Below are 20,957 nucleotides of genomic sequence, written 5' to 3'. Positions count from 1 at the left end.
CCTAACACGAGACCGCTCAGTTCCAAGGGAGAAGTTACCGTCGCTACGTAAACAAGTGATGACTGTCACAGGGTCAGAGGTGCGTGCGTTGGCTTCTATGAAACGCTCATTTAGGCTATTGGTGGATTCGTGCAAGAGCAAATATCACTTGGTTGAAATTAGTTTTTTGCGCTCTTTATTGCGTCTTGCGGGCGTCTTCTTTCCGTCTTGCATATTGGGGCTGGAGCAAAGGCGTGCGGCGCGCTAAAATCACCCTATGTCCAAGCTGATTTTACTTAATAAACCATTTGGCGTCTTGTCGCAGTTCACCGATGTGAAGAGCCCCAGCGCCCGCCCGACCTTGTCGGCCTACGTTGATGTGCCGCAGGTTTATCCTGCGGGGCGTCTGGACCGTGATAGCGAGGGGCTGCTGGTGCTGACCGATGACGGCGCATTGCAGGCCCGCATTTCGGACCCAAAGCACAAGATGTCCAAGACCTATTATGTGCAGGTGGAAGGCGCGCCTACGGACGCCGATTTGCAGCCATTGCGTGATGGGGTCACGTTGAAAGACGGATTGACCTTGCCTGCCCAAGTGGCGCTGATGGACCCGCCTGACCTGTGGCCGCGCGACCCGCCGGTGCGGTTTCGTAAGACGGTGCCGGATGCGTGGATTACGGTGACGATTTCCGAAGGCCGGAACCGTCAGGTCCGCCGCATGACCGCCCATATCGGATTTCCGACTTTGCGACTGGTGCGCTGGCGCGTGGGTAACTGGACGTTGGATGGTATTCAAAGCGGCGCGTGGATCGAGGCCTAACCGGCGACAGATCTCTGACTGCGATAAGCGGGACAGGCTGTCAAAGACGGGCTGGAGTTGCCCCCCGCGTTGTGCGGGGGACGTCCCTATCTAGGTTGTAGCCTACCGTTTTGGCAGCACCCAGTCGGGGCGGATAAAGTGGCAGGTATAGCCGTTTGGCAGCCGTTCCAGATAGTCTTGGTGTTCTGGTTCAGCCTCCCAGAAAGCGTTAGCGGGTTCTACTTCTGTCACGACTTTGGCAGGCCAGAGACCCGAGGCGTCGACGTCGGCAATCGTATTGAGCGCCTCGTCGCGCTGTGCGTCGTTCAGCGTGTAGATCGCAGAGCGGTAGGACGCGCCGCGATCATTGCCTTGCCGGTCCTGCGTCGTCGGGTCGTGAATTTGAAAGAAGAATTCAAGCAGTGTCCGGTAGCTGGTTTTGGCTGGATCAAAGGTGATCTCGATCCCTTCGGCGTGGGTGCCATGGTTTTTATAGGTGGCATGGTCAACGTCGCCGCCGGTGTAGCCCACGCCGGTTGCGGTCACGCCGGGCAGTTTCCGGATCAGGTCTTGCATGCCCCAAAAGCAGCCGCCTGCAAAAATTGCGCGTTCGGTCATTATTTCCCCTCCACTTGCGGGATGAATTCGCCGTAACCTTCGTCTTCCATCGCGTCTTTTGCGATAAAGCGCAGGCTGGCAGAGTTGATGCAGTAGCGCAGCCCGCCTTTGTCGCGGGGGCCGTCGGTGAAGACGTGGCCGAGGTGGCTATCGCCGTGTTTGGAACGGACTTCGGTGCGCACCATGCCAAAGCCGCCGTCTTCGTGTTCGGTCACATATTCGGTCACGATGGGTTTGGTGAAGCTGGGCCAGCCGCATTCTGACGAGAATTTATCCGATGAAGCGAACAGCGGCTCGCCTGACACGATATCCACGTAGATACCGGCCGCATCGTTGTCATTCAGCGGGCCTGTCCCTGCCCGCTCAGTACCGTTTTGCTGTGTGACACGGAATTGTTCGGGGGTCAGTTTGTCGATGGCGGCTTGGGTTTTGGCATATGTCATGTCGCGGCTCCTGTGGACAGCTGATGTTGATCGCTAGATAGCCACGACATGCATAGATTTCCAGACTTTTGAAACGTTTGTCACAAACGGGTGAGCGTTTCGTTTTAGGCGCAGGTGCAAAAGTCGGGAGGCCGGGATGCTGCCTGCTGGGGAGTGCGATCCGGAAAAGATGTGAATGCATTAAATTTGGAGACACTACGCAGCCTGTGCATGTAAAAAGGGCCACGCAAGTTGCGCGGCCCTGATTTTTTGTCTCGCTGAGTTAGTCGATTTTCGGCAACAACTCGTCGAGGGATTTTTTCGCATCGCCGTAGAACATGCGCGTGTTTTCTTTGTAGAACAGCGGGTTTTCGATGCCCGAATATCCTGTGCCTTGGCCGCGTTTGGAGACGAACACTTGTTTCGCTTTCCAGCATTCAAGAACCGGCATGCCTGCGATGGGCGAGTTTGGATCGTCCTGCGCCGCAGGGTTCACGATGTCGTTGGACCCGATCACAATCGCCACGTCGGTTTTGGGGAAATCGTCGTTGATTTCGTCCATTTCCATAACGATGTCGTAGGGCACTTTGGCCTCGGCCAGCAGCACGTTCATGTGACCCGGCAAGCGACCTGCAACAGGGTGGATCGCAAAGCGTACGGTCTTGCCCTGTGCGCGCAGTTTGCGCACCAGTTCTGCCACCGATTGCTGGGCTTGTGCCACGGCCATGCCGTAACCCGGAATGATGACCACGCTATCGGCCTCGTTCAGGGCAGCGGCAACACCGTCTGCGTCGATGGCGATTTGTTCGCCCTCAACGGCCATTTGCTCGCCCGCTGGGCCGCCAAAGCCGCCCAAGATCACAGAGATGAACGAGCGGTTCATCGCTTTGCACATGATGTAAGACAGGATTGCGCCCGACGAGCCGACCAATGCGCCGACCACGATCAACAGATCATTGCCGAGGGAGAAGCCAATCGCCGCAGCCGCCCAACCCGAGTAGGAATTGAGCATCGAGACGACGACGGGCATATCCGCGCCGCCGATGCCCATGATCAGGTGATAGCCGATGAACAGTGCCGCCAAGGTCATCAATGCCAGTGGGACCAACCCGCCGGTATTGAAATACCAGACCAGCGAAATCACCGAGATTGCCGCCGCTGCGATGTTGAGCATATGCCCGCCAGGCAGTTTTTCAGCGGTGGATTTCACGCGGCCCGCAAGTTTGCCATAAGCAATAACCGACCCCGTAAAGGTAATCGCGCCAATAAATACGCCAAGGAACAATTCAACCCGCAGGATGTTGATTTCCACTGGTGTTTTATGAGCGATCATCGCTGCAAATATGCCAAGATCGTTGGTGCTGTCATTTAAGACATTGGCAATTTCAAAGTGGGCGATGTAGCCGACAAAAACCGCTGCCAACCCCACAAGGCTGTGCATCGCTGCGACCAGTTCCGGCATTTGGGTCATCTGGACTTTTGTGGCTAGTTGATAACCGATAGCCCCGCCACCTGCGATGAGGATCAGCGACAAGAGCCAGAGCCCTGATGCCGGTCCGATGAGCGTTGCGGCGACCGCAAGCCCCATGCCCGCGATACCGTACCACACTGCGCGTTTTGCGCTTTCTTGTCCTGATAATCCGCCCAAGGAGAGGATGAAGAGGACGGCTGCGACCACGTAGGCCGCTGTTGTAAATCCGTATTCCATTTCGCTAACCCCTTAAGATTTCTGGAACATGGCGAGCATACGCCGTGTCACGAGGAAACCCCCGAAGATGTTGATACCGGTCATAAAGATCGCGAGCGATGCAAGAATGATCACGAGAAACGACCCTGATCCGACTTGTACCAATGCACCCAGAATGATGATCGAAGAGATCGCGTTGGTCACCGCCATGAGCGGAGTATGGAGCGAATGTGCTACGCCCCATATCACTTGGAAGCCGATGAAGACCGAAAGCACAAACACGATGAAGTGCTGCATAAAGCTTGCAGGTGCCACGAGACCGATCCCCAGCAACACGATACCGCCAATAGCAAGCAGGCCCACCTGATTACGGGTTTGCAGTTTGAACGCCGCGGTCTCGGCTGCGCGTTTTTCGACCAATGTCAGCTCTTTTGGCGCGGGCTTTTTAGCCACGGCCGCGATGGCTGCGATTTTCGGCTTTGGTGGCGGGAAGGTGATTTCGCCGCCATGAGTTGCAGTGGCGCCACGGATCACGTCGTCTTCCATGTTATGCACTGGCTTGCCGTCTTTGGCAGGGGTCAGGTCGGTCATCATGTGACGGATGTTGGTGGAATAAAGCGTGGAGGACTGGGCCGCCATGCGCGAGGGGAAGTCGGTGTAGCCGATGATTGTGACGCCGTTGTCGGTGACGATTTTTTCGTCCATCACGGTCAGCTTGCAGTTACCGCCACGTTCAGCCGCGAGGTCGATGATGACCGATCCGGGCTTCATGCTGTCGACCATGTCTTTGGTCCACAGCTCTGGTGCGTCGCGTCCCGGGATCAGCGCAGTGGTAATCACAATGTCCATATCTGGCGCAATTTCGCGGAATTTCGCGAGCTGTGCGGCGGAAAATTCAGGGGAAGACACTGCTGCGTATCCACCTGTTGCGGCGCCGTCGGCCTGTTCTTCTTTGAAATCAAGGAACACAAACTCGGCGCCCATGCTCTCGACTTGCTCTGCCACTTCTGGCCGCACGTCAAATGCGTAGGTAATGGCACCCAGCGATGTGGCTGTGCCGATAGCCGCGAGCCCTGCGACCCCTGCCCCCACAACCAGCACCTTGGCGGGTGGCACTTTGCCAGCAGCGGTGATCTGGCCGGTGAAGAAACGGCCAAAGTTATTGGAGGCCTCGATCACAGCGCGGTAGCCTGCGATGTTTGCCATTGACGACAGCGCGTCCATTTTTTGAGCGCGCGAAATACGTGGCACCATGTCCATGGCGATCACTGTGGCGCCGCGGCTGTTGGCAAGCTCCATCAGTTTTTCGTTTTGGGCAGGATAGAAGAACGAGATCAGCGTTTGCCCTTCCACGAGCCGCTTGGTCTCTGCGTCCGAAGGTGGGCGCACCTTGGCGATGATATCCGCCGCTTTGAACAGAGCAACGCCCGTTTTCACGACATTGACCCCTGCGTCGATATAAGATTGGTCGCTGAACCCAGCGGCCTTGCCTGCACCGGATTCGATAACGCAGTCGTATCCGAGTTTTTGCAGATCCTTGGCGGAAGCGGGCGTCATTGCCACACGTGTCTCACCAGGATAAGTTTCTTTTGGTGTACCGATTTTCATCGAATTCCCCCTTGCGCGATTTTGCAGTGAATACTGCCTACCTCGCAACTTTTTATTTCACAAGCATCTAGCGGGATGAAATTTCAATACTTATGTTAGCGCGTTATTTAAACCCAACGCCGTGTCTTTTCCGCGTAGCGGGCAAAATCGGCCCTGAATTTGCGCCGTAGCATGTTTTCCTCTGGCACGATGAAACGCCGCTCAATGATCCAGACAAAGACCGGCACAAGGACCAGCGCAAGCGGCGCGTTCCAGCGCAGCGCCAGTCCGGCGAGGATCATCACGTCCGCCAGATAAATTGGGTTGCGCGACCGTTTATAAATGCCCGTGGTGACCAGTGCGCTGGCATCGCGGTGCGGGATGATTGTGGTACGGTTTTTACGCATTTCCATCAACGACAGCAGCATTAGCACGATGCCGCCGCCGACCAAAAACCCGCCTAAGAGTTGTGTGACGGGATAGTCGAGCGACAGGTTAAAGGGTTGTTTGATGCCCAACTGCCATGTGAGAGCGGCAAAAAACGCCAGCCAGACGGGTGGAATGTCGATCAGTTTGATGAGCCGCATTGTGCTGGTCCTTATCCGATTTTCATAGTCTAAGTCTGGAATAGGGTGCGGTGAAGGAGACCACAATGACCGATTTTTCAAAGACCAAGACGCTATTTCATTTGCCAGAGGGCATGATCTATCTGGACGGCAATTCGCTTGGGGTGATGCCAAAATCTGCGGCTGCGCGGGTGGCGCGCACTGTTGCTGACGAATGGGGTGATATGCTTATCACCGGCTGGAACAAGGCGGGTTGGATGGGCCAGCCTACTGCACTTGGGGACCGCATTGGCCGGTTGATTGGCGCTGAAGCGGGGCATGTTGTGCTGGGGGATACGCTATCGGTAAAAGTGTATCAGGCGTTGGCGTCGGCGTTGGATATGGCGGGTGAGCGTAAGGTGGTTTTGTCTGATACCGGCAATTTTCCGTCTGATTTGTATATGGCCGAAGGGCTGATCGGAACCCTTGGGCGTGGTCATGTGTTGCGCACGGTGGATCCCGAGGATGTGTTGGGGGCATTGTCGCAGGATGTAGCGGTCTTGATGTTGACCCAAGTGGATTACCGCACGGGCCGGTTGCATGACATGAAGGCGCTGACCAAAGCGGCGCAGGATATGGGCATCGTGACGGTCTGGGATCTGGCGCATTCGGCGGGGGCGCTGCCTGTTGATCTAGCGGGCTGCAATGCTGATTTTGCGGTGGGCTGCACCTATAAGTATCTCAATGGTGGGCCGGGTGCGCCTGCGTTTATTTATGTGGCTCCGCGTCATGTGACCACTGTGCGCCCTGCCCTGTCGGGGTGGTTGGGCCATGCGCAGCCGTTTGCGTTTGATCTGGATTACCGCGCGGGTACGGGCATCGAGCGGATGCGCGTTGGCACGCCGCCTGTGTTGCAGATGGCTGCTTTGGACGCGGCGATGGATATTTGGGACGATGCGGACATGGACGCGCTGCGCGCCCGTTCAATTGCATTGAGTGAGGTGTTAATTGCGGGGATCGAGGCCAGCTGTCCTGACTTGAGTTTAGCCAGCCCGCGCGACCCGCAGATGCGTGGCTCGCAGGTGTCGTTCAGGCATCCCGAGGGCTATGCGATTGTGCAGGCGTTGATCGCGCAGGGTGTGGTTGGCGATTTCCGTGCGCCAGATATCATTCGCTTTGGCCTGACGCCGTTGTATCTGGATGAAAGCGATATTGAGCGTGCTGTTGCGATTTTGGCGGGGATTATGCGTGATCGCACATGGGATCAACCGCAGTTCAAGACGCGGGCGGCGGTGACTTAGCCACTCCATAAGCCTTGCGCGCGGTGACCAGTCGCAGGTCGTCGGGGTCCATGCCCAGCGAGAGCATGGTTTTGCGGTCGAACCGCGCGCGGGCGGCTTTGCTGTCGTGGGGTGTGCCGAACAAGGTGTCAATCCAGCCCATGCCAAGGCTGACGTGGAAGGTCGCGTGGTGGTCTTGGAAATGATGCGCCATGTGGTCACGGGTGATTTTCTCGCCGAGCCAGCCTTTGGGGACGCGCAGGTGCGCAAGGGTGTGGCAGAATTCATAAAAGGTGAAGGCGCTGATTGAGCCGACGAAGATGGCCGTGACGGGCAGCAAGAGCGCCCATGCGGCCCCGATGAACGGCCACAGGATGAGAAAGTGCGCGCCGACCGAGATCAGCCCAAAGCGCACCGCGTACCAGTGATCGTCGCCTGTGAAGAACTCGGGCTTGGTGGGAAATTCGTGGTGGCCGATGTGGCTGCGGTAGAGGGTGTTGAAAACGGATTGTTCGGTGGGGGGCGCACGGTGGTACAGAAACCTGTGCATCACGTATTCGACGACGAATTGCATGATCGCGCCGTAGATAACTGCGAGGATCAGGATGGGTGAGAACCAGACGATCAGAGCGCCCATGCCAATCAGCCAGAAGGGCAAGAGCCGTTGCAAGGTGCCCATGTGCATGAGGACGCGCAGTGTGGGGATCATGGTGGCTCTCCTTGTGGTTAAGGAGATGTTGCAACCTGCCGCATATCGAAATCAATCAAAACGTTACGGCAGGCCCGATTTTGGCAAGATGCGTTTCACGCATTTTTAGGGTTCGTGCATCGCTTCGCGTGACCGGTATAGAGGCTTGGTCAGGTATTGCAGTACGGTTTTTTCGCCTGTGTGCAATTCGACCGAGGCTTGCAAGCCAGGGCGAATTGCAATCTGGCGCTGGCGTTCGTCGAGGTTTTCCAGGTCCACCGCGACTGTCACTTTGTAGTGTGGTGCAATGTCGGGGCGGGCTTCGTCTTTGAAGGTATCGGCCGAGATGAAGAGCACCTTGCCTGCAAGGCTGCCGTAGATTGTGTAGTCGTAGGCGCTAAATTTGATTGTGGCGTCTTGTCCGGGGATCACGTTGGCGATGTCTGCGACTTTCACTTGAGCCTCGACAAACAGCTCGTCGCCGAGCGGTGTGATCTGGGCTATTTCTTCGCCCGGACGCACAACGCCGCCAATGGTGGTAATGCCGAGCGAGTTCACGATGCCGCGCATTGGCGAGGTGATGACGGTGCGTGACAACTGGTCGTTGGCCATGCGCAGGTTCTGGCCCAATTGCGCCAGCACTTGGAGTGTTTCCGAAAACTCGCTGGCCCGATCCAGTTCGGCCCCTGTCACAATCTCGTTGTAGCGAATGTCTGCGTCGGCGTTGGCTTTGCGGGCTTTTGTGGTCTCTGTCAGGGCCACGATTTCGCGGGCAAGCATGTCTTCCATCAGGGCCAATTCGCGTGCGGTTTCTGTTTTGACGCGGCGCGCCCCTTCGACCTTGCTGACGTAATCGGATTGACGTGCGTTCAGCAGCGCCCGCTCGGAGGCCACGATCTGCGGGCTGCGCACTGCGATTTCGTCAGGGACTGTAAAATCAAACGCGCCGTCCATTTCTGCCACCAAACGCAAGCGCCGGATTTCAGCCGCAAGCACCTGATCTTCTAGATCGGCCACCGAGGTCTGGAACCCTGTGCCACGCAAGCGCACCAGCACGTCGCCTGTTTGCACAATGTCACCCTCAGACACCAGAAGTTCGGCCAGAATGCCGCCCTCTAGGTTTTGGATGATTTGTGGGCGGGATGCGCTGACGACCTCGCCGTTTGCGCGCACGATTTCGTCAAGCCATGCGAATTTGGCCCAAATGACGAACAGCAGAACGGTCGCTCCCACCAGCCAGATCGTCATGGATGAGCCGCGCATGCGGCCCGAGAATTCTGCGTCGATGGTTGCCATTAGCCTGCCTTGTTTTTATTGCCGCGCATGTGAGCCAATACTTGGTCGCGCGGGCCGTCTACCGTCATACGTCCATTTTGGAGGATCATTGTGCGGTCAGTCAGTTGCAGGATCGGCACGCGGTGTGTCGCGATCACTGCTGTGCGGCCTTTGAGCCAAATCTGAAGGCGCGCAACAAGTGCCGCCTCTAGGGTCTGGTCAAGAGCCGCTGTAGGTTCGTCGAGCAGGCAGACCCGTGGGTCTTGTAGCCAGAGCCGCGCCCAGCCGATGGATTGGCGTTGGCCGATGGACAGGCCTTCGCCGCCGTCGCGAATATCGAGGTCGAGCCCTTTGGGGTGGTTGCGCACGAAAAAGCCAAGCCCTGCAAAATCAAGCGAGGCCATCAGGCGGTCGTCGTCGCGTTCCAGCAGGGTCAGGTTCAGGTTTTCGCGCAATGTGCCTGCGAACAGACGCACCTCTTGGCTGAGGTAACCGATGCCGCGTCGCAAATCGCGCGCCATGACTTGACCCATGTCGACGCCGTCGATCATGACACGGCCCGATGTGGGACGGTGCAGGCCTGATAGCACCTTGAGCAGTGTGGATTTGCCAGAGCCGTTGGCCCCAAGCACCGCAACGTGCTGGCCCGCCAAAATCGACAGCGCGGGGATGTCGATGGTCGCGTTGGCCCCTTCGTCATATGTGTAGGACAGTTCGCGCAGCTCGAACGCCCCTTGCAGGGTTTCGCGGCGCAGATAGGTGCGGCCCTCTTGGGTATCTTGCGGCGCGTCGGCTATTTTGTCGAGCGCTTCGAGGGCCGCTTTCACGTTGGACCAGCGGGCGAGAGTGCCTGCGAGTTGGGTCAGCGGTCCCAGTGTGCGCGAGGTCAGGATGCCGACTGCGATGATTGTGCCGACAGTGAATTCGCCTTGGAACACCATGAACGTGCCAACGACAACAGCGGACACATAGGTCGCTTGCTGCACCCCTTGCGACCAGAAGGTCAGGGTTGTGGCCAATTTACGCTGCTCGGATGTGGCGAGTGACGACAGGGCAGTAAGTTCGGACCAGATGCGCTTGAAGCGGTCTTCGCCGCGCTGCGCCTTGATCGTGTCGGCGTCGTAGATGGCTTCGTGCAGCAAGCGACTGGATTTGGTCGAGGCCCCTTGGGTCGCCATCGTCAGCTTCATCATCTTGCGCTGCATAAAGAACGACGGAAGCACCATCATGATGCCGCCAATAAACAGCACCCAGACCACATTGCCGCCAATCGAGGCGACCAGTGCAAGGAACAGCACGATGAATGGCAGGTCGGTCAATGTGCCGATGGTGGAAGCAGTGAAGAACTCGCGGATCTGCGAGAATTCACGCACGGCAGCAAAGGTGCCAGAGGGCGTTTGCCCCTTTTGGCCTGATTGCATGCCAAGCAGTTTGTCCATCAGCAGTTCTTGAATTTGCAGCTCGATGCGCCGCCCTGCCCCGTCCATCAGGCGGGCGCGCGCGATGCGCAGGAATGCCTCTAAAAGCATCGCGAGCCCTGCGCCAAGTGCCAGCACCCATAGCGTGGAGGTGGATTGGTGCGGGATAACGCGGTCGTAGACTTGTAGTGAGAACAGCGCCACCGCGACAGCCAGAAGGTTGGCAACAAAAGAGCCAAGCGCCACTTCAAAAATGATCCGGCGGTAGCTTTGGATTCTGCCCCAGAACCAATGCCCGTTTGCGTCTTTGGTGCCGTGGCGGCGGGTCAATTCCTCGACGGCCACATCGGCGCGGATGACATGTCCCGAGAACACGGGCATGAAGTCGGAGATCGGCACTTCGGCTTTGTTGTCGCTACAGGTCGTGTCGTAGATAGTCAGCAAATCGCCCTCTTGCGAGAGCACGAGCAGCACTTGGCCCGAGGTCATTTCAGCAAGCGCAGGCCAGATCGCGGGCTTGATGCCGCGCGGTTTTGACACCTTTGTCACCAGCCCGACGCGCGACAGCGCCGCCGCAATCGCATCGGAGGACAGATCGCCCTCGCTGTCGGCCGTCAGCCGTTCCAGCAAATCGGTGCGTTGCAGTTCGACCCCCAAAAGCCCTGCGTAAAGCGAGGCGATTTCGGCGCGCGTGACTGCTTTTTCCGAGAACCGCGATTTTGGTGCGGCGACGGTGTCAGCTTCGGTGGTGATATTGCCGGATGTCTGCGCCCCGGCGTCCACCTGTGCCAGCGCATTTGCCACAGCGTCCTCGTCGGGGGCATGTGTGGTGTCAACGCGGATAAGTTTACCGCCCTTTGTTGCGTTCACATCGAATGCAAGGATTGGACCCTTCATATCTGCTCACCATTCACCAGAGTGCCGTTGAGAGCTGCAATTTTCAGCATCACGCGGGCAATATCATATTTGTGCGAAACCGCAGAGCGTTCGGTGCGCACTTTGGTTTCGAAAATACCGACAACGTCCGGTACTGCGCGTTGTCCGGCGCGCTGCTGTTCTGCGTATATTTCGTAATTGACTGCGGCCTGATCGGCCAGGGTTTGGGACTGTGCCGCTTGGCGTTGCAGCGACACAAGTTCGCCTTCAAGCGAGCGCAGGGCGCGGTTGGCGTCTTCTTGCACTTGGCGAACACGCGCGGTGGCCGCTGTTTTTTGCGCCTCGGCAGCTTTCAGCGAGGCACCGGTGCCAAAGCCGATACCGTTGTCTGTGGCTGCCCCCAGCCCTGCGGCGCCGTCGTTTGCCAGATCGGCCGATGCTGTCAGCGAAGGCAATAACCCTGCGCGAGCGGCCGTGGCCTCGGCGATGGCGCGGCTGCTTTCGGCTTGGGCTTTCAGGACCCGCAGCGGCGTTTTTTCGACGTTTGTATCGGTGAGTGTCGATAGCCCTGTGACGCCGTCAAGCGACGTTGCGGTCATCGCACCAAGTTCGGACAATGCGGCGGCGGCGGCCTCGCGGTCGGAGGCCATATCAGAGCGCATCTGGTTGAGTTTTTGCTGCACAACCAACAGATCAACGCGGCTGGAAACCCCGCCTTTGACCCGTTCGGACATGACGTATTCGAAGCGTTCCATCTTGCTTAGCGCGGCGGCGTTCACTTCGGCCTTTGCGGTGGCGTCTTGTGCGGTCAGGTAAAGTTCCAGGCCCGATAGCACACGGTCGTTGGTGTCTTGGGCAAGGATCACTGCGGCCACTTCGACGTCCGCAGCGGCATAGTCACGTTCCGCGCGTTTGCGGCCGTTATCAAAAAGCACCTGTTCAACCACAAGCGAGGTCACGAAATCGCCCAGTGAGGACAGCGAGAGCGAAGGGCCAAGAGTGGGTAGCCAGTTATTGGCGCGGGCCTCGGCGCGCAGTTTCGCGGCGCGCAGGTCGGCCTCTGCGGCGCGCGAATTGGCGGCCAGAACGCCGTTTGCGACTTGAGTATAAGGGCCGTCGCCCAGCACAGACCGCCGGTTCAGCAGACCTGTGATAATTTCGGATTGGGTGCCGTCTTCCATGTGGGCGGACAGCGCTTGTGTAGCTGGCGCGGCGGTGGTGTCGGATTTAGCCTGCCCAAACATCGACAAGGGGTTGCCCCCTTCCATCTCAGGCATCACGCAGCCCGAAAGGAGTGCAACACTGCACACTGTTAAAATTGGTCTAAAGCCGTCCCGATTACACACTACCATGCCCCGCCGTTATTATTATTATGCCAAGGGGTTCACGGGCCAGTCATTGCCAGCCCGTGTTAATTCCAATTTAGATAACCGAGCTGTGGAAATTGATACCTTGCTCAAGGATCAACTCGCCACCATTATCACCGATTGAGTAAACATCGTAGTATTCGCCATCGATCTCACGCGGGTCGGCCGGGTCGGTTTTTAGCGTCGCCTTGCCATTCAACGTCACACTGTCGTCAATGCCGCCCCGCACGATCAAGGTGTTATCGTTGTCCGACAATCCTTCGAGATCGGCTATGGACAGCGTCAATTCACTATCCGCAGCAAAATCAAGGTCAATCACACCAATATTGAACCCGTTCAGGGCCCCTGCACTTAGATCAACAACGGAGGTCCCGTCTTCGTCCAACACGAGCAGCGTCGAGTTGGTGTTACCCGCAGTATCCGCATTTGTTACAATGAGATGGCTACCGTCAGACACTTCTTGACCCTTTGCAAACAGGTGCTCTAATTCGCCGCTGAGCGAATTGATTCCGGAGCTTCCGTTTACGTCCTGCACAGCGCTTGCACCGTTTACAAATTGGCTCACGTCAACTGTGTCGCCAGTTTCCACGTTTACCATCGTAAATCCGCGCGTCACCGATCCCGCGTCATTGACCGAGATAATGTCTGCGGCATCAGGTGCTTTTGTGTCGATAAAGAAGGTGTCGCTGATTTTCGCGGTGTTTCCAGCCGCATCAACCGCCACGATATCCACAACGGTTTGTGCTTCCATCACAGGAATGTCGCCTGCTTCGAATTTCACGCTCCAGTTGCCTTTTTCATCAACAGTGGCTTCGCGCTTGGTGCCTTCAAGTGTCACATAGACGCGCGACCCTGTCTCGACGACCCCGTTCAGCACAATACCGTCCGAGGCTTCTGCCTTGTTGACGATATCGTCGTGTTCAACTTTGCTCGTACTGGATGCCAGACGGTTCACATAGGTGTCGATTGTGATCGAGCCTGAGGCTGTGTCGCGGTTGCCTGCGGTGTCGGTTGCAACAACCGAGACGACGACAACTTCTTCGCCGGTTGTCACTTCGGCCGCGGTGTAAAGCGTTGACCACGACCCGTCCCCATTCACGGTAATCGGCCCGTGCGATACGCCGCCCAGAGTGACCGTCACAAGGTTCGCACCTGGTGCATAGCCAGTCAGGATCACGCCACTCGGGTGCTCGGTGCCATTGACCACGTTGTCGGCGCCGCCCACCTTGCTGGTGTCGACTGTCACGTCGATCAATGTGTCGATTTTCACGGTCGCACTGGTTGTCGAGACGTTGCCTGCGTTATCGCGCGCAGTCACAGTCACAGGCGCGTGCAATTCGCCATGTGGCACTTCGGTGCTGTTCCAGTTTGCAGACCAGTTGCCATTGGCGTCAGACGTGATGGTGCGTGTGCCGGTGCCAAATTGCACGTTCAAAGTCGCGCCCGCATCTGCGGTGCCTGACAGTACAACGCCGTCGCTATGTTCGAGGATGTTCACGGTGCCGTCGGTTTCGACCTTTGATGTGTCAATGAAGACATCCAGGTCGGTATCGATATGCACAGTGCCCGTTGCAATGGCTTTATTGCCCACAGCGTCGGTGGATACAGCCGTCACTTCAACGTCTAGCGTACCTTTTGGCACATCGCTGGTCGGGAAGGTGTAGCTCCAGTTGCCTGAACTGTCTGCGGTCACGGTCTGTGTGGCATAGCTGCCGAAGCTCACAACAACCGTTGCGTTGGCTTCTGCGGTGCCGTTCACAGCTGCGCCACCGGCGTGTTCAACGCGGTTGATGGTGCCGTCGCCGCCGGTTGCCGATGTGTCGAGCGTGACAGATGTGACTGTGTCGATATGCACGACCTCTGCGGAGCTGCCGGTATTGCCGTATTGGTCGGTCGCGGTGGCGGTGATCTTAAGGTCGTATTCCCCTTGCTTGATCACGCCTGCGTCTAAGTTTAGCGACCAGCTGCTGTCAGTCACGACGGCATCGTAGTCAATGCCGTCGATCGTCACGACCACAGTTGTGTTCACGTCCGTTGTGCCTGTGATGGTCACGCCGTCGGATTCTTCTGCAAAGCTGACTGTGCCGTCTGTTTCAACGATGTTTGCGTTGATGGTGACGTCAACCACGGTGTCCACGTCGAGTTTATCAACTGCTGTCGCGGTCAGCCCGGCATTTGTTACCGTGATGCTAACATCGCTGACATAATCGCCATCGGGTAATTCGCCATTCTCGAAGTGGGCGTTCCAACTGCCCTGCCCGTCCACAACGACGTTCTGGGACACGCCGCGCACCGTGATCACGCCAGTTGCACCCGGTGTTCCGGTGCCGCCGATGTCGATACCGTCAGTGTAATCGGCCTTGTTAACAACATGACCCGCGCTTTGTGTGCCGGTGGTGATGTTCACGACAGGCGGTACTAGCGTCGGGTCAACAGGTGTTGGGTCAAGAGGCGTTGGGTCTACTGGCGTAGGGTCTACTGGTGTTGGGTCTACTGGTGTTGGGTCAACCGGATCGGTTCCACCACCGTCCTTGCCGCCCGCAACCAGAGTTGCGCCACCAACGACGGCCGCGGCACCCAGACCAGCTACTGGCCCAAGGCCGCCTAGACCGCCAAGCAAAGGCGCAAAGAGCATCCCCACTTCGCCGTCGGCAGCCTCTACGCCTGCAACCTGCAATTCATTGCCGCGCATAAAATAAAGTTCGTCGTTAGGGCTCCACTTGCCGAAAGCATCGGCGTCAACATATTGCGCGAACAACAAATTGCCCTCACCCGAGACCAGATCAACCTTGGACAATTCGCCATTGGACGAGATGAACAGCTCGTTTACGGCCACACCATCAGGCGAAAAATAGCCCTCGATTGTGATTGTCTGACCGTCAGCCAGCGTCACCTGAAGCGCCTGCCCTTGCCGTATATAAGATACGACCTGGTTCCGGCTGAGGTTCAGCGAGATATCCTGCCCCGCGCCTACAATGATGGATGAAGATCCAGCGCCGGCAACCGACCCACGCTCAATAACGCCCGTGTCTCCACGGACAACGAATTCAATCGCTGACATAATACTAGCTCCACCTCAACTGCACCGTCTTCATGGACGTGTGCTTATTATAATTGAAACCACATTATCTAGGCGGTGGCTCAATTCCTAGTGGGAAAGTGATCTAAACTTTGTCATTTTAATGCCCATATTCCGCCACATTTGCGTTTTTATGGGCAGTGTGGGAAGAAAGTCACGTTATATTGACGTCTCTGCTATGGCCGATTTGCGGTGGATCTGCGTGTTCAGCACGGCCCCAAGCAAGATCAGATAGGCGCTGAGGTAAAGCCAAAGCAACAGGCCGATCACAGCCCCGATCGATCCGTAGACCTCGTTATAGGTGCCAAAGTTGGTCAGATAAAACGACAGCCCTGCCGAAGCGGCGATCCACAAGATGACAACTGTCACGGCCCCAACAGTGAACCAGCGGCCACGTTGTCCTTTGTTGGCGGGTCCAAAGCGGTACAGTAATCCCAGCGCCAAAAGCAGCACCGAGAGCGCTATTATCCAGCGCAACCCTTCCAGCAGCCAAGCGGTAGCACCCGCAATCGGCACATGCGCCAGCACCACAGGTGCCACAACCACTGCAAGCAAGGCGACAATCGCCAGCATCACGAGGCAGATGGTCAGGCCCAGCGCCACAATTGCATGTAATATCCCGTTGCGTGGTGGCGTCCCTGCGATGGCGTTCAAGCCGCCCATCAAAGCACCGACCCCAGCCCGCGACGACCAGAGCGCAAGCGCGATCGAAAGTGTTGTAGCCCAGCCGAGCGTGCCGGTCCCTGTCGTAAGCAGCCGGTTGATTTGCCCCTGAAACAGGTCGTAGGCATCGGGCGGGATGATGTCTTGCATCAGCATCAACTGCTCTGACACCACCGCTGTATCGGCCAGCAGGCCAAAGATAGCGATGATGGCAGCAATGCCCGGAAAGATCGCGAACATGCCAAAGAAGGCCACCCCTGCCGCGATCAGGCTTAACTGCTTGCGCCCCGCTAGTGCCCAGACATCGACCAAGAGCCGCCAGAGCCTGTGAGCAAATCCGAAACTGTTCATCTGTGCGCGGCTCCGTGATCATATGCATCACATAGTTAGCGCTGTTGCATCCGGATGTCGACCTGACAGGGTGCGTCCGGCTCGCGTGACAATGTCGGATATGTTTAACGGGATGGCGAGCTGCTGCATGAAACTCTGGCCGGATTGATTATTGATGAAAATAGCGGGTTTCTGCCGTTTGCCGTGTTTACGATTGCCGTGCCGCGATTTGCATTTATACAGCTCAGTGACCCTACGTTATGGACCGTGTCATTGATTGTTATAATGTGAATAGCCTGACCGAGCATGTGAATACCGTTGCCGAGCATATCCATGCGCTGCGCGAGACCAAGAACCGTTTGTGTGTCGCGATTGCAGGCCCGCCGGGATGCGGCAAGTCAACGCTTGCCCGCGAAGTGGCGCGACGTTTGACCCAACAGAAATGTGCCTGTGTTGTTGTGTCGATGGACGGGTTCCATTTGGATAATACAGTCCTTGAGGCCCATGGCAGCCGCGCGCGCAAGGGTGCGCCTGATACCTATGACGTGCAGGGGTTCTTGCGCGCAATGACTGCGATCAACGCGGGGGTGCAGGTATATGTGCCGCTGTTTGACCGCGCACGCGACCTGAGCGTGGCAGCTGCAATTGATGTGCCTGCGGATATGCCTGTGGTGATCGTCGAGGGTAACTATCTGATGTTTGATGCGACAGGCTGGCGTGATCTTGCGCCGCTCTGGGACGTGACGGTGCGCCTTGATGTGCCGCTGCCCGAACTGCGCGCCCGGTTGATCCAGCGCTGGCTGTCGCTGAACCATTCCTCTGCCGTGGCGACCCGTCGCGCCGAGAGCAACGACATTCCCAATGCGCTGGCGATTATCGCGCAGGCCCTGCCCTGTGACATAATACTAGATGGCCGCCCGAAAGTGACATCGTGAAAAACAATCGGTGGTAAATCGGGGTCTGGCCCAGTATACACAGGCCTATGGCTGCTGTTGCGGCGGCTATAACACCTGAGGACAACGCGCTGCCTGACGCCCTGAATCCGTTACGCGACCTTGTGGCCTGCCCACAGTGTGACACGTTGCATAATGCGACGCGCATTCCTGCGGGGACCCGCGCCCATTGCAAGCGCTGCGGCGTGCTATTGGTCACGCAGAATGCAACCGCTTTTGCCCAGGTGCTAAGCCTTGCGATGACCGCCTTTGTCATGATGCTTGCAGCGATCAGTTTCCCGTTTTTAAAGCTGAGCGTGGCGGGGCATAGCAACAGTATTTCGGTGTTGCAGGCGGTGATGGCGTTTAACGATGGCGTTGCACTGTTACTGGCCTTTGCAGTGGCCGGATTTATCGTGTTCCTGCCGCTATTGCGGCTTAGCGCGATCATCTATGCAATTGGCCCGCTGGCACGCGATATGCCGCCGCGCCCGCTTGCTAAACAGGCCTTTGGTTTGGCCGAGGCGCTGCGTCCGTGGAGCATGGCAGAAATCTTTATTGTCGGGGTGACAGTCGCGCTGGTAAAGGTTGCAGGGCTTGCCACGGTTACTATGGGGCCGGCGTTCTGGGCGTTTTGCGGATTGGTCGTGGTGACCATTTTGAAAGATCAACTGATTTGCAGGTATTCGATATGGCAGGCACTGGAGTAGCGGGCGGTTTGATCACCGCGCGTGAAGCAGGCTTGATCGCTTGCATCCGTTGCGGGGCCGTCCATCAAGGCACAGACCAGACCTGCACGCGCTGCGGCGCGCATCTGTCAAGCCGTGACACCACAAGTATCCAACGCGTCTGGGCGTTTTTGTTTGCGGGGATGATCGCGTTTATTCCGGCCAACCTCTATCCGATGCTGCGCACCTCCACATTGGTCGAACACTCTGAGAGCACGATTGTCGAGGGTGTGATCGAGTTGATCCAGCACGGCAGCTTTGGCATCGCGGGCATCGTGTTCTTTGCGTCGATCATCATCCCCATAGGTAAATTCATTGCGATTGCCTATCTGGCGATTTCTGTGCAGCGCAAATCGACCTTGCAACAGCACCAGCGCCTTGCTCTATACGAAGTCGTCGAATTTGTTGGCCGTTGGTCGATGATCGACGTGTTTGTGGTCGCGATCCTTTCTGCGCTCGTGCAACTGGATTCGCTGGCCACAATCAATGCCGGCGTTGCTGCGTTCAGCTTTGCACTGTCGGTTATTTTCACCATGCTTTCTGCGCAAAGCTTTGACGCGCGTCTTATCTGGGACGCGGACAGGACACCCAATGCCAAATGATCTTGATCAATCCCCCGCAGAATTTGACCTGCGCCCCGCCAAGCGTCCGCTCTGGCAGCGGATCTCGCTTATCTGGTTGATCCCGGTTCTGGCTCTCGTGATCTCGCTGGGCGTTGCTTATAACAACTACGCCTCGCAAGGGGTGTTGATTGAGATCAGTTTCGAGAATGCCTCTGGTGTGTCGGCAGGCGAGACGGTGATCAAATACCGTGATGTCACGATTGGCCGTGTTGAAAAGGTCGAATTCGCTCTCGGCCTGTCGGATGTATTGGTTTATGCCCGTGTAGACGCCAAGATGGCCGACTATATGGATGACGATGCCCAGTTCTGGGTGGTGCGCCCTGATGTGTCGGTGCGCGGCATCACCGGTTTGGATACGGTTCTGGGCGGCGTTTATATCGAGGGAAACTGGGACACCGAACAGGATGTGGCCCAACTGGAATTTGTCGGCACCGAAAACGCGCCAATCACGCGTGCGGGCCAGCGTGGCACTGTGATCTCGCTGCGCGCTATTGACGGCTCTGCCCTGTCCGAGGGCGCCCCTATTTTGCACAAAGGCATTCAGGTCGGATATCTGGAAACGCCGGAGTTGTCGCGTGACGGGCGCAGCGTGACGGTCGCCGCGTTTATCGAATCGCCCTATGACCAGCGTATTACGTCAACTACGCGGTTCTGGGATACTTCGGGGTTTTCGGTCAAGTTTGGCGCCTCCGGTGTCGCCTTGAATGTGTCCAGTCTGGCATCGCTGATCGAGGGCGGTATTGCATTTGATACGGTGGTATCAGGTGGCCGTCCGCTGAGGGATGGTCAGTTGTTTGACCTGTTTGACGACGAAGAGACTGCGCGCAGCAGCCTGTTTGCACGACCCAACCAAGAGGTGTTGAATGTTTCGGTCCTGTTTGAGCAATCAGTCAGCGGGTTGTCGGTGGGCTCAGAGGTCCGGTTCCAAGGTATCCGCATTGGTGAAGTGACCGAATTGAGCGCCTTTGTGGTTTCTGATCGCAATGACCAGCAGGTGCGTTTGCGCGCCAATCTTGCGCTTGAACCCGGTCGTTTGGGTCTGGGCGATGATGCAACAGCCGCGGATGCACTGGCGTTTTTGGAAGACTTTGTGCTGCGTGGTTTGCGCGCACGGATGATTACCGGCAATATCCTGTCAGGATCGTTGCAGGTTGAATTGTTGCAGGTCGAGAACGCGCCAACGGCGGTGATCCGTGTCGGTGAAGACGGTTTCCCGATCATTCCGATCACCACGTCCAAGATTACCGATGCCGCGGCGACTGCCGAGGGCGTGCTAGACCGGATCAATTCGCTACCCGTTGAAAAGTTGATGACAGGCGCCATTGATATGATGGACAGCATCGAGCGGCTGGCCAATGACGATGGCTTGCGCGCTGCCCCCGCCAGCTTGACCGCCTTGCTTGACGAAGCACGCGGTTTGATTGCCAATGAGGACGTGCAAGCCGTGCCTGCGGATCTGCGCACTGCCTTGGTTGAATTGAACAAGGTGATTGCATCGGCTGACGAAGCGCAGATTGTCACTAAATTGGGCGAGACATTAGAAACTGCCAATACAGCCATTGCCAATATCGAGGAAGCCACGCGCAACCTGCCAGAGATTACCGCGCAGATCGAAGCGGTGATTGCCAAGACCAACGCGCTTGAGCTGGAAAAACTGGTCTCGGAAGCGACTGCAACGCTGTCGTCGATTGACCGATTGATTGGCTCGGATGCGACCGCTGATTTGCCGGCCTCTGTTTCGGCGGCTTTGGACGAAACACGGTTGTTTTTGGCCGAGGTCCGTCAGGGGGGGCGATCGAGAACGTGAATGCCGCGTTAGCCAGTGCCAGCGCCGCCGCCAAAGCGTTTGAGACGTCCGTGCAGGGGTTGCCCGCCTTGGCGACCCGCGCCACCAGCCTTGTCGCGCAAACCGAAGCAGTTGTATCGTCTTACGGCGAGCGGTCCCGCTTTAGCGCGGAAACCGTGGGCACACTGCGCGACATTCAAGCCGCAGCTGATGCGGTCACCAGCCTTGCGCGCACAATCCAGCGCAATCCAAGTTCACTTTTGACGGGACGTTGA

Annotated in this window: 18 protein-coding genes; 7 read left to right on the top strand and 11 right to left on the bottom strand. The window is 57.3% G+C overall.

Translation table 11 applies throughout. The annotated features are described in order from the left end of the window. The first annotated feature begins 256 nt into the window (after positions 1-256). Positions 257-799 carry a pseudouridine synthase gene (locus tag ACXLHR_RS03635; protein WP_458790172.1) on the top strand — a complete coding sequence of 181 codons (543 nt, stop codon included), beginning with the start codon at positions 257-259 and terminating at the stop codon, positions 797-799. Positions 800-901: 102 nt separating this feature from the next. On the opposite strand, the gene msrA is transcribed toward ACXLHR_RS03635, so the two are convergent. The 5 genes from msrA to ACXLHR_RS03610 all read right to left on the bottom strand — a co-directional run bounded on the left by msrA (position 902) and on the right by ACXLHR_RS03610 (position 5,679). Beyond that, a complete protein-coding gene (gene msrA, locus ACXLHR_RS03630) occupies positions 902-1,396 on the bottom strand; it encodes a peptide-methionine (S)-S-oxide reductase MsrA (protein ID WP_458790171.1) in 495 nt (164 codons plus the stop codon). Next, complete coding sequence (gene msrB, locus ACXLHR_RS03625; protein ID WP_458790170.1) at positions 1,396-1,839, bottom strand: peptide-methionine (R)-S-oxide reductase MsrB; 444 nt, start codon at positions 1,837-1,839, stop codon at positions 1,396-1,398. Before msrB ends, msrA begins: the two co-directional genes overlap by 1 nt. Before the next feature lie 262 nt (positions 1,840-2,101). Next, complete coding sequence (locus ACXLHR_RS03620) at positions 2,102-3,526, bottom strand: NAD(P)(+) transhydrogenase (Re/Si-specific) subunit beta (protein WP_458790169.1); 1,425 nt, start codon at positions 3,524-3,526, stop codon at positions 2,102-2,104. 12 nt (positions 3,527-3,538) lie between these two features. Further along, positions 3,539-5,113, bottom strand: coding sequence for a Re/Si-specific NAD(P)(+) transhydrogenase subunit alpha (locus ACXLHR_RS03615; RefSeq protein WP_458790168.1), 1,575 nt, complete (start codon positions 5,111-5,113; stop codon positions 3,539-3,541). A 107-nt stretch (positions 5,114-5,220) separates the two neighbouring features. Beyond that, positions 5,221-5,679: a methyltransferase family protein gene (locus tag ACXLHR_RS03610; protein ID WP_458790167.1), complete on the bottom strand. Its 459-nt coding sequence runs from the start codon at positions 5,677-5,679 to the stop codon at positions 5,221-5,223. A gap of 65 nt (positions 5,680-5,744) precedes the next feature. Between ACXLHR_RS03610 and kynU the strand changes: the two genes are divergently transcribed. Continuing rightward, positions 5,745-6,938 carry a kynureninase gene (gene kynU / locus ACXLHR_RS03605; RefSeq protein ID WP_458790166.1) on the top strand — a complete coding sequence of 398 codons (1,194 nt, stop codon included), beginning with the start codon at positions 5,745-5,747 and terminating at the stop codon, positions 6,936-6,938. Here kynU and ACXLHR_RS03600 read toward each other — a convergent pair. The 6 genes from ACXLHR_RS03600 to ACXLHR_RS03575 all read right to left on the bottom strand — a co-directional run bounded on the left by ACXLHR_RS03600 (position 6,913) and on the right by ACXLHR_RS03575 (position 16,634). Continuing rightward, positions 6,913-7,626: a sterol desaturase family protein gene (locus ACXLHR_RS03600; protein WP_458790165.1), complete on the bottom strand. Its 714-nt coding sequence runs from the start codon at positions 7,624-7,626 to the stop codon at positions 6,913-6,915. The two genes, kynU and ACXLHR_RS03600, sit on opposite strands and share 26 nt — an antisense overlap. Before the next feature lie 105 nt (positions 7,627-7,731). Further along, entirely contained in the window at positions 7,732-8,901 is a 1,170-nt protein-coding gene (locus ACXLHR_RS03595) for an HlyD family efflux transporter periplasmic adaptor subunit (RefSeq protein ID WP_458790164.1), read from the bottom strand. Then, entirely contained in the window at positions 8,901-11,195 is a 2,295-nt protein-coding gene (locus ACXLHR_RS03590; protein ID WP_458790163.1) for an ATP-binding cassette domain-containing protein, read from the bottom strand. Before ACXLHR_RS03590 ends, ACXLHR_RS03595 begins: the two co-directional genes overlap by 1 nt. Beyond that, positions 11,192-12,451, bottom strand: a complete 1,260-nt coding sequence (locus ACXLHR_RS03585; protein WP_458790162.1) for a TolC family protein — start codon at positions 12,449-12,451, stop codon at positions 11,192-11,194. Before ACXLHR_RS03585 ends, ACXLHR_RS03590 begins: the two co-directional genes overlap by 4 nt. Positions 12,452-12,596: 145 nt before the next feature. After that, complete coding sequence (locus ACXLHR_RS03580; RefSeq protein WP_458790161.1) at positions 12,597-15,602, bottom strand: BapA/Bap/LapF family prefix-like domain-containing protein; 3,006 nt, start codon at positions 15,600-15,602, stop codon at positions 12,597-12,599. 177 nt (positions 15,603-15,779) lie between these two features. Beyond that, entirely contained in the window at positions 15,780-16,634 is an 855-nt protein-coding gene (locus ACXLHR_RS03575; RefSeq protein ID WP_458790160.1) for a YihY/virulence factor BrkB family protein, read from the bottom strand. Between the two features lie 239 nt (positions 16,635-16,873). Between ACXLHR_RS03575 and ACXLHR_RS03570 the strand changes: the two genes are divergently transcribed. Genes ACXLHR_RS03570 through ACXLHR_RS03550 form a run of 5 tightly spaced genes read left to right on the top strand, consistent with a single transcriptional unit; the run spans position 16,874 to position 20,957 of the window. Then, on the top strand, positions 16,874-17,548 hold the full coding sequence (locus ACXLHR_RS03570) for an AAA family ATPase (RefSeq protein WP_458790159.1): 675 nt from the start codon (positions 16,874-16,876) through the stop codon (positions 17,546-17,548). Between the two features lie 47 nt (positions 17,549-17,595). Continuing rightward, positions 17,596-18,255, top strand: coding sequence for a paraquat-inducible protein A (locus ACXLHR_RS03565; RefSeq protein WP_458790158.1), 660 nt, complete (start codon positions 17,596-17,598; stop codon positions 18,253-18,255). Then, positions 18,237-18,875, top strand: a complete 639-nt coding sequence (locus tag ACXLHR_RS03560) for a paraquat-inducible protein A (RefSeq protein ID WP_458790157.1) — start codon at positions 18,237-18,239, stop codon at positions 18,873-18,875. Before ACXLHR_RS03565 ends, ACXLHR_RS03560 begins: the two co-directional genes overlap by 19 nt. Then, a complete protein-coding gene (locus ACXLHR_RS03555) occupies positions 18,865-20,703 on the top strand; it encodes a PqiB family protein (RefSeq protein WP_458790156.1) in 1,839 nt (612 codons plus the stop codon). The genes ACXLHR_RS03560 and ACXLHR_RS03555 overlap by 11 nt, the downstream gene beginning before the upstream one ends. Beyond that, positions 20,700-20,957 carry a hypothetical protein gene (locus tag ACXLHR_RS03550; RefSeq protein ID WP_458790155.1) on the top strand — a complete coding sequence of 86 codons (258 nt, stop codon included), beginning with the start codon at positions 20,700-20,702 and terminating at the stop codon, positions 20,955-20,957. The genes ACXLHR_RS03555 and ACXLHR_RS03550 overlap by 4 nt, the downstream gene beginning before the upstream one ends.

Source organism: Yoonia sp. MH D7 (assembly GCF_054439475.1).
The sequence above is the reverse complement of the archived record's forward strand: the minus strand, read 5'-3'. Positions and strand labels throughout refer to the sequence as shown.

Bases quoted from the DNA above. Each gene is read 5' to 3' on its own strand.
- ACXLHR_RS03635 (WP_458790172.1), top strand. From the start codon at position 257: ATGTCCAAGCTGATTTTACTTAATAAACCATTTGGCGTCTTGTCGCAG.
- msrA (WP_458790171.1), bottom strand. From the start codon at position 1,396: ATGACCGAACGCGCAATTTTTGCAGGCGGCTGCTTTTGGGGCATGCAA.
- msrB (WP_458790170.1), bottom strand. From the start codon at position 1,839: ATGACATATGCCAAAACCCAAGCCGCCATCGACAAACTGACCCCCGAA.
- ACXLHR_RS03620 (WP_458790169.1), bottom strand. From the start codon at position 3,526: ATGGAATACGGATTTACAACAGCGGCCTACGTGGTCGCAGCCGTCCTC.
- ACXLHR_RS03615 (WP_458790168.1), bottom strand. From the start codon at position 5,113: ATGAAAATCGGTACACCAAAAGAAACTTATCCTGGTGAGACACGTGTG.
- ACXLHR_RS03610 (WP_458790167.1), bottom strand. From the start codon at position 5,679: ATGCGGCTCATCAAACTGATCGACATTCCACCCGTCTGGCTGGCGTTT.
- kynU (WP_458790166.1), top strand. From the start codon at position 5,745: ATGACCGATTTTTCAAAGACCAAGACGCTATTTCATTTGCCAGAGGGC.
- ACXLHR_RS03600 (WP_458790165.1), bottom strand. From the start codon at position 7,626: ATGATCCCCACACTGCGCGTCCTCATGCACATGGGCACCTTGCAACGG.
- ACXLHR_RS03595 (WP_458790164.1), bottom strand. From the start codon at position 8,901: ATGGCAACCATCGACGCAGAATTCTCGGGCCGCATGCGCGGCTCATCC.
- ACXLHR_RS03590 (WP_458790163.1), bottom strand. From the start codon at position 11,195: ATGAAGGGTCCAATCCTTGCATTCGATGTGAACGCAACAAAGGGCGGT.
- ACXLHR_RS03585 (WP_458790162.1), bottom strand. From the start codon at position 12,451: ATGCCTGAGATGGAAGGGGGCAACCCCTTGTCGATGTTTGGGCAGGCT.
- ACXLHR_RS03580 (WP_458790161.1), bottom strand. From the start codon at position 15,602: ATGTCAGCGATTGAATTCGTTGTCCGTGGAGACACGGGCGTTATTGAG.
- ACXLHR_RS03575 (WP_458790160.1), bottom strand. From the start codon at position 16,634: ATGAACAGTTTCGGATTTGCTCACAGGCTCTGGCGGCTCTTGGTCGAT.
- ACXLHR_RS03570 (WP_458790159.1), top strand. From the start codon at position 16,874: ATGGACCGTGTCATTGATTGTTATAATGTGAATAGCCTGACCGAGCAT.
- ACXLHR_RS03565 (WP_458790158.1), top strand. From the start codon at position 17,596: ATGGCTGCTGTTGCGGCGGCTATAACACCTGAGGACAACGCGCTGCCT.
- ACXLHR_RS03560 (WP_458790157.1), top strand. From the start codon at position 18,237: ATGGCAGGCACTGGAGTAGCGGGCGGTTTGATCACCGCGCGTGAAGCA.
- ACXLHR_RS03555 (WP_458790156.1), top strand. From the start codon at position 18,865: ATGCCAAATGATCTTGATCAATCCCCCGCAGAATTTGACCTGCGCCCC.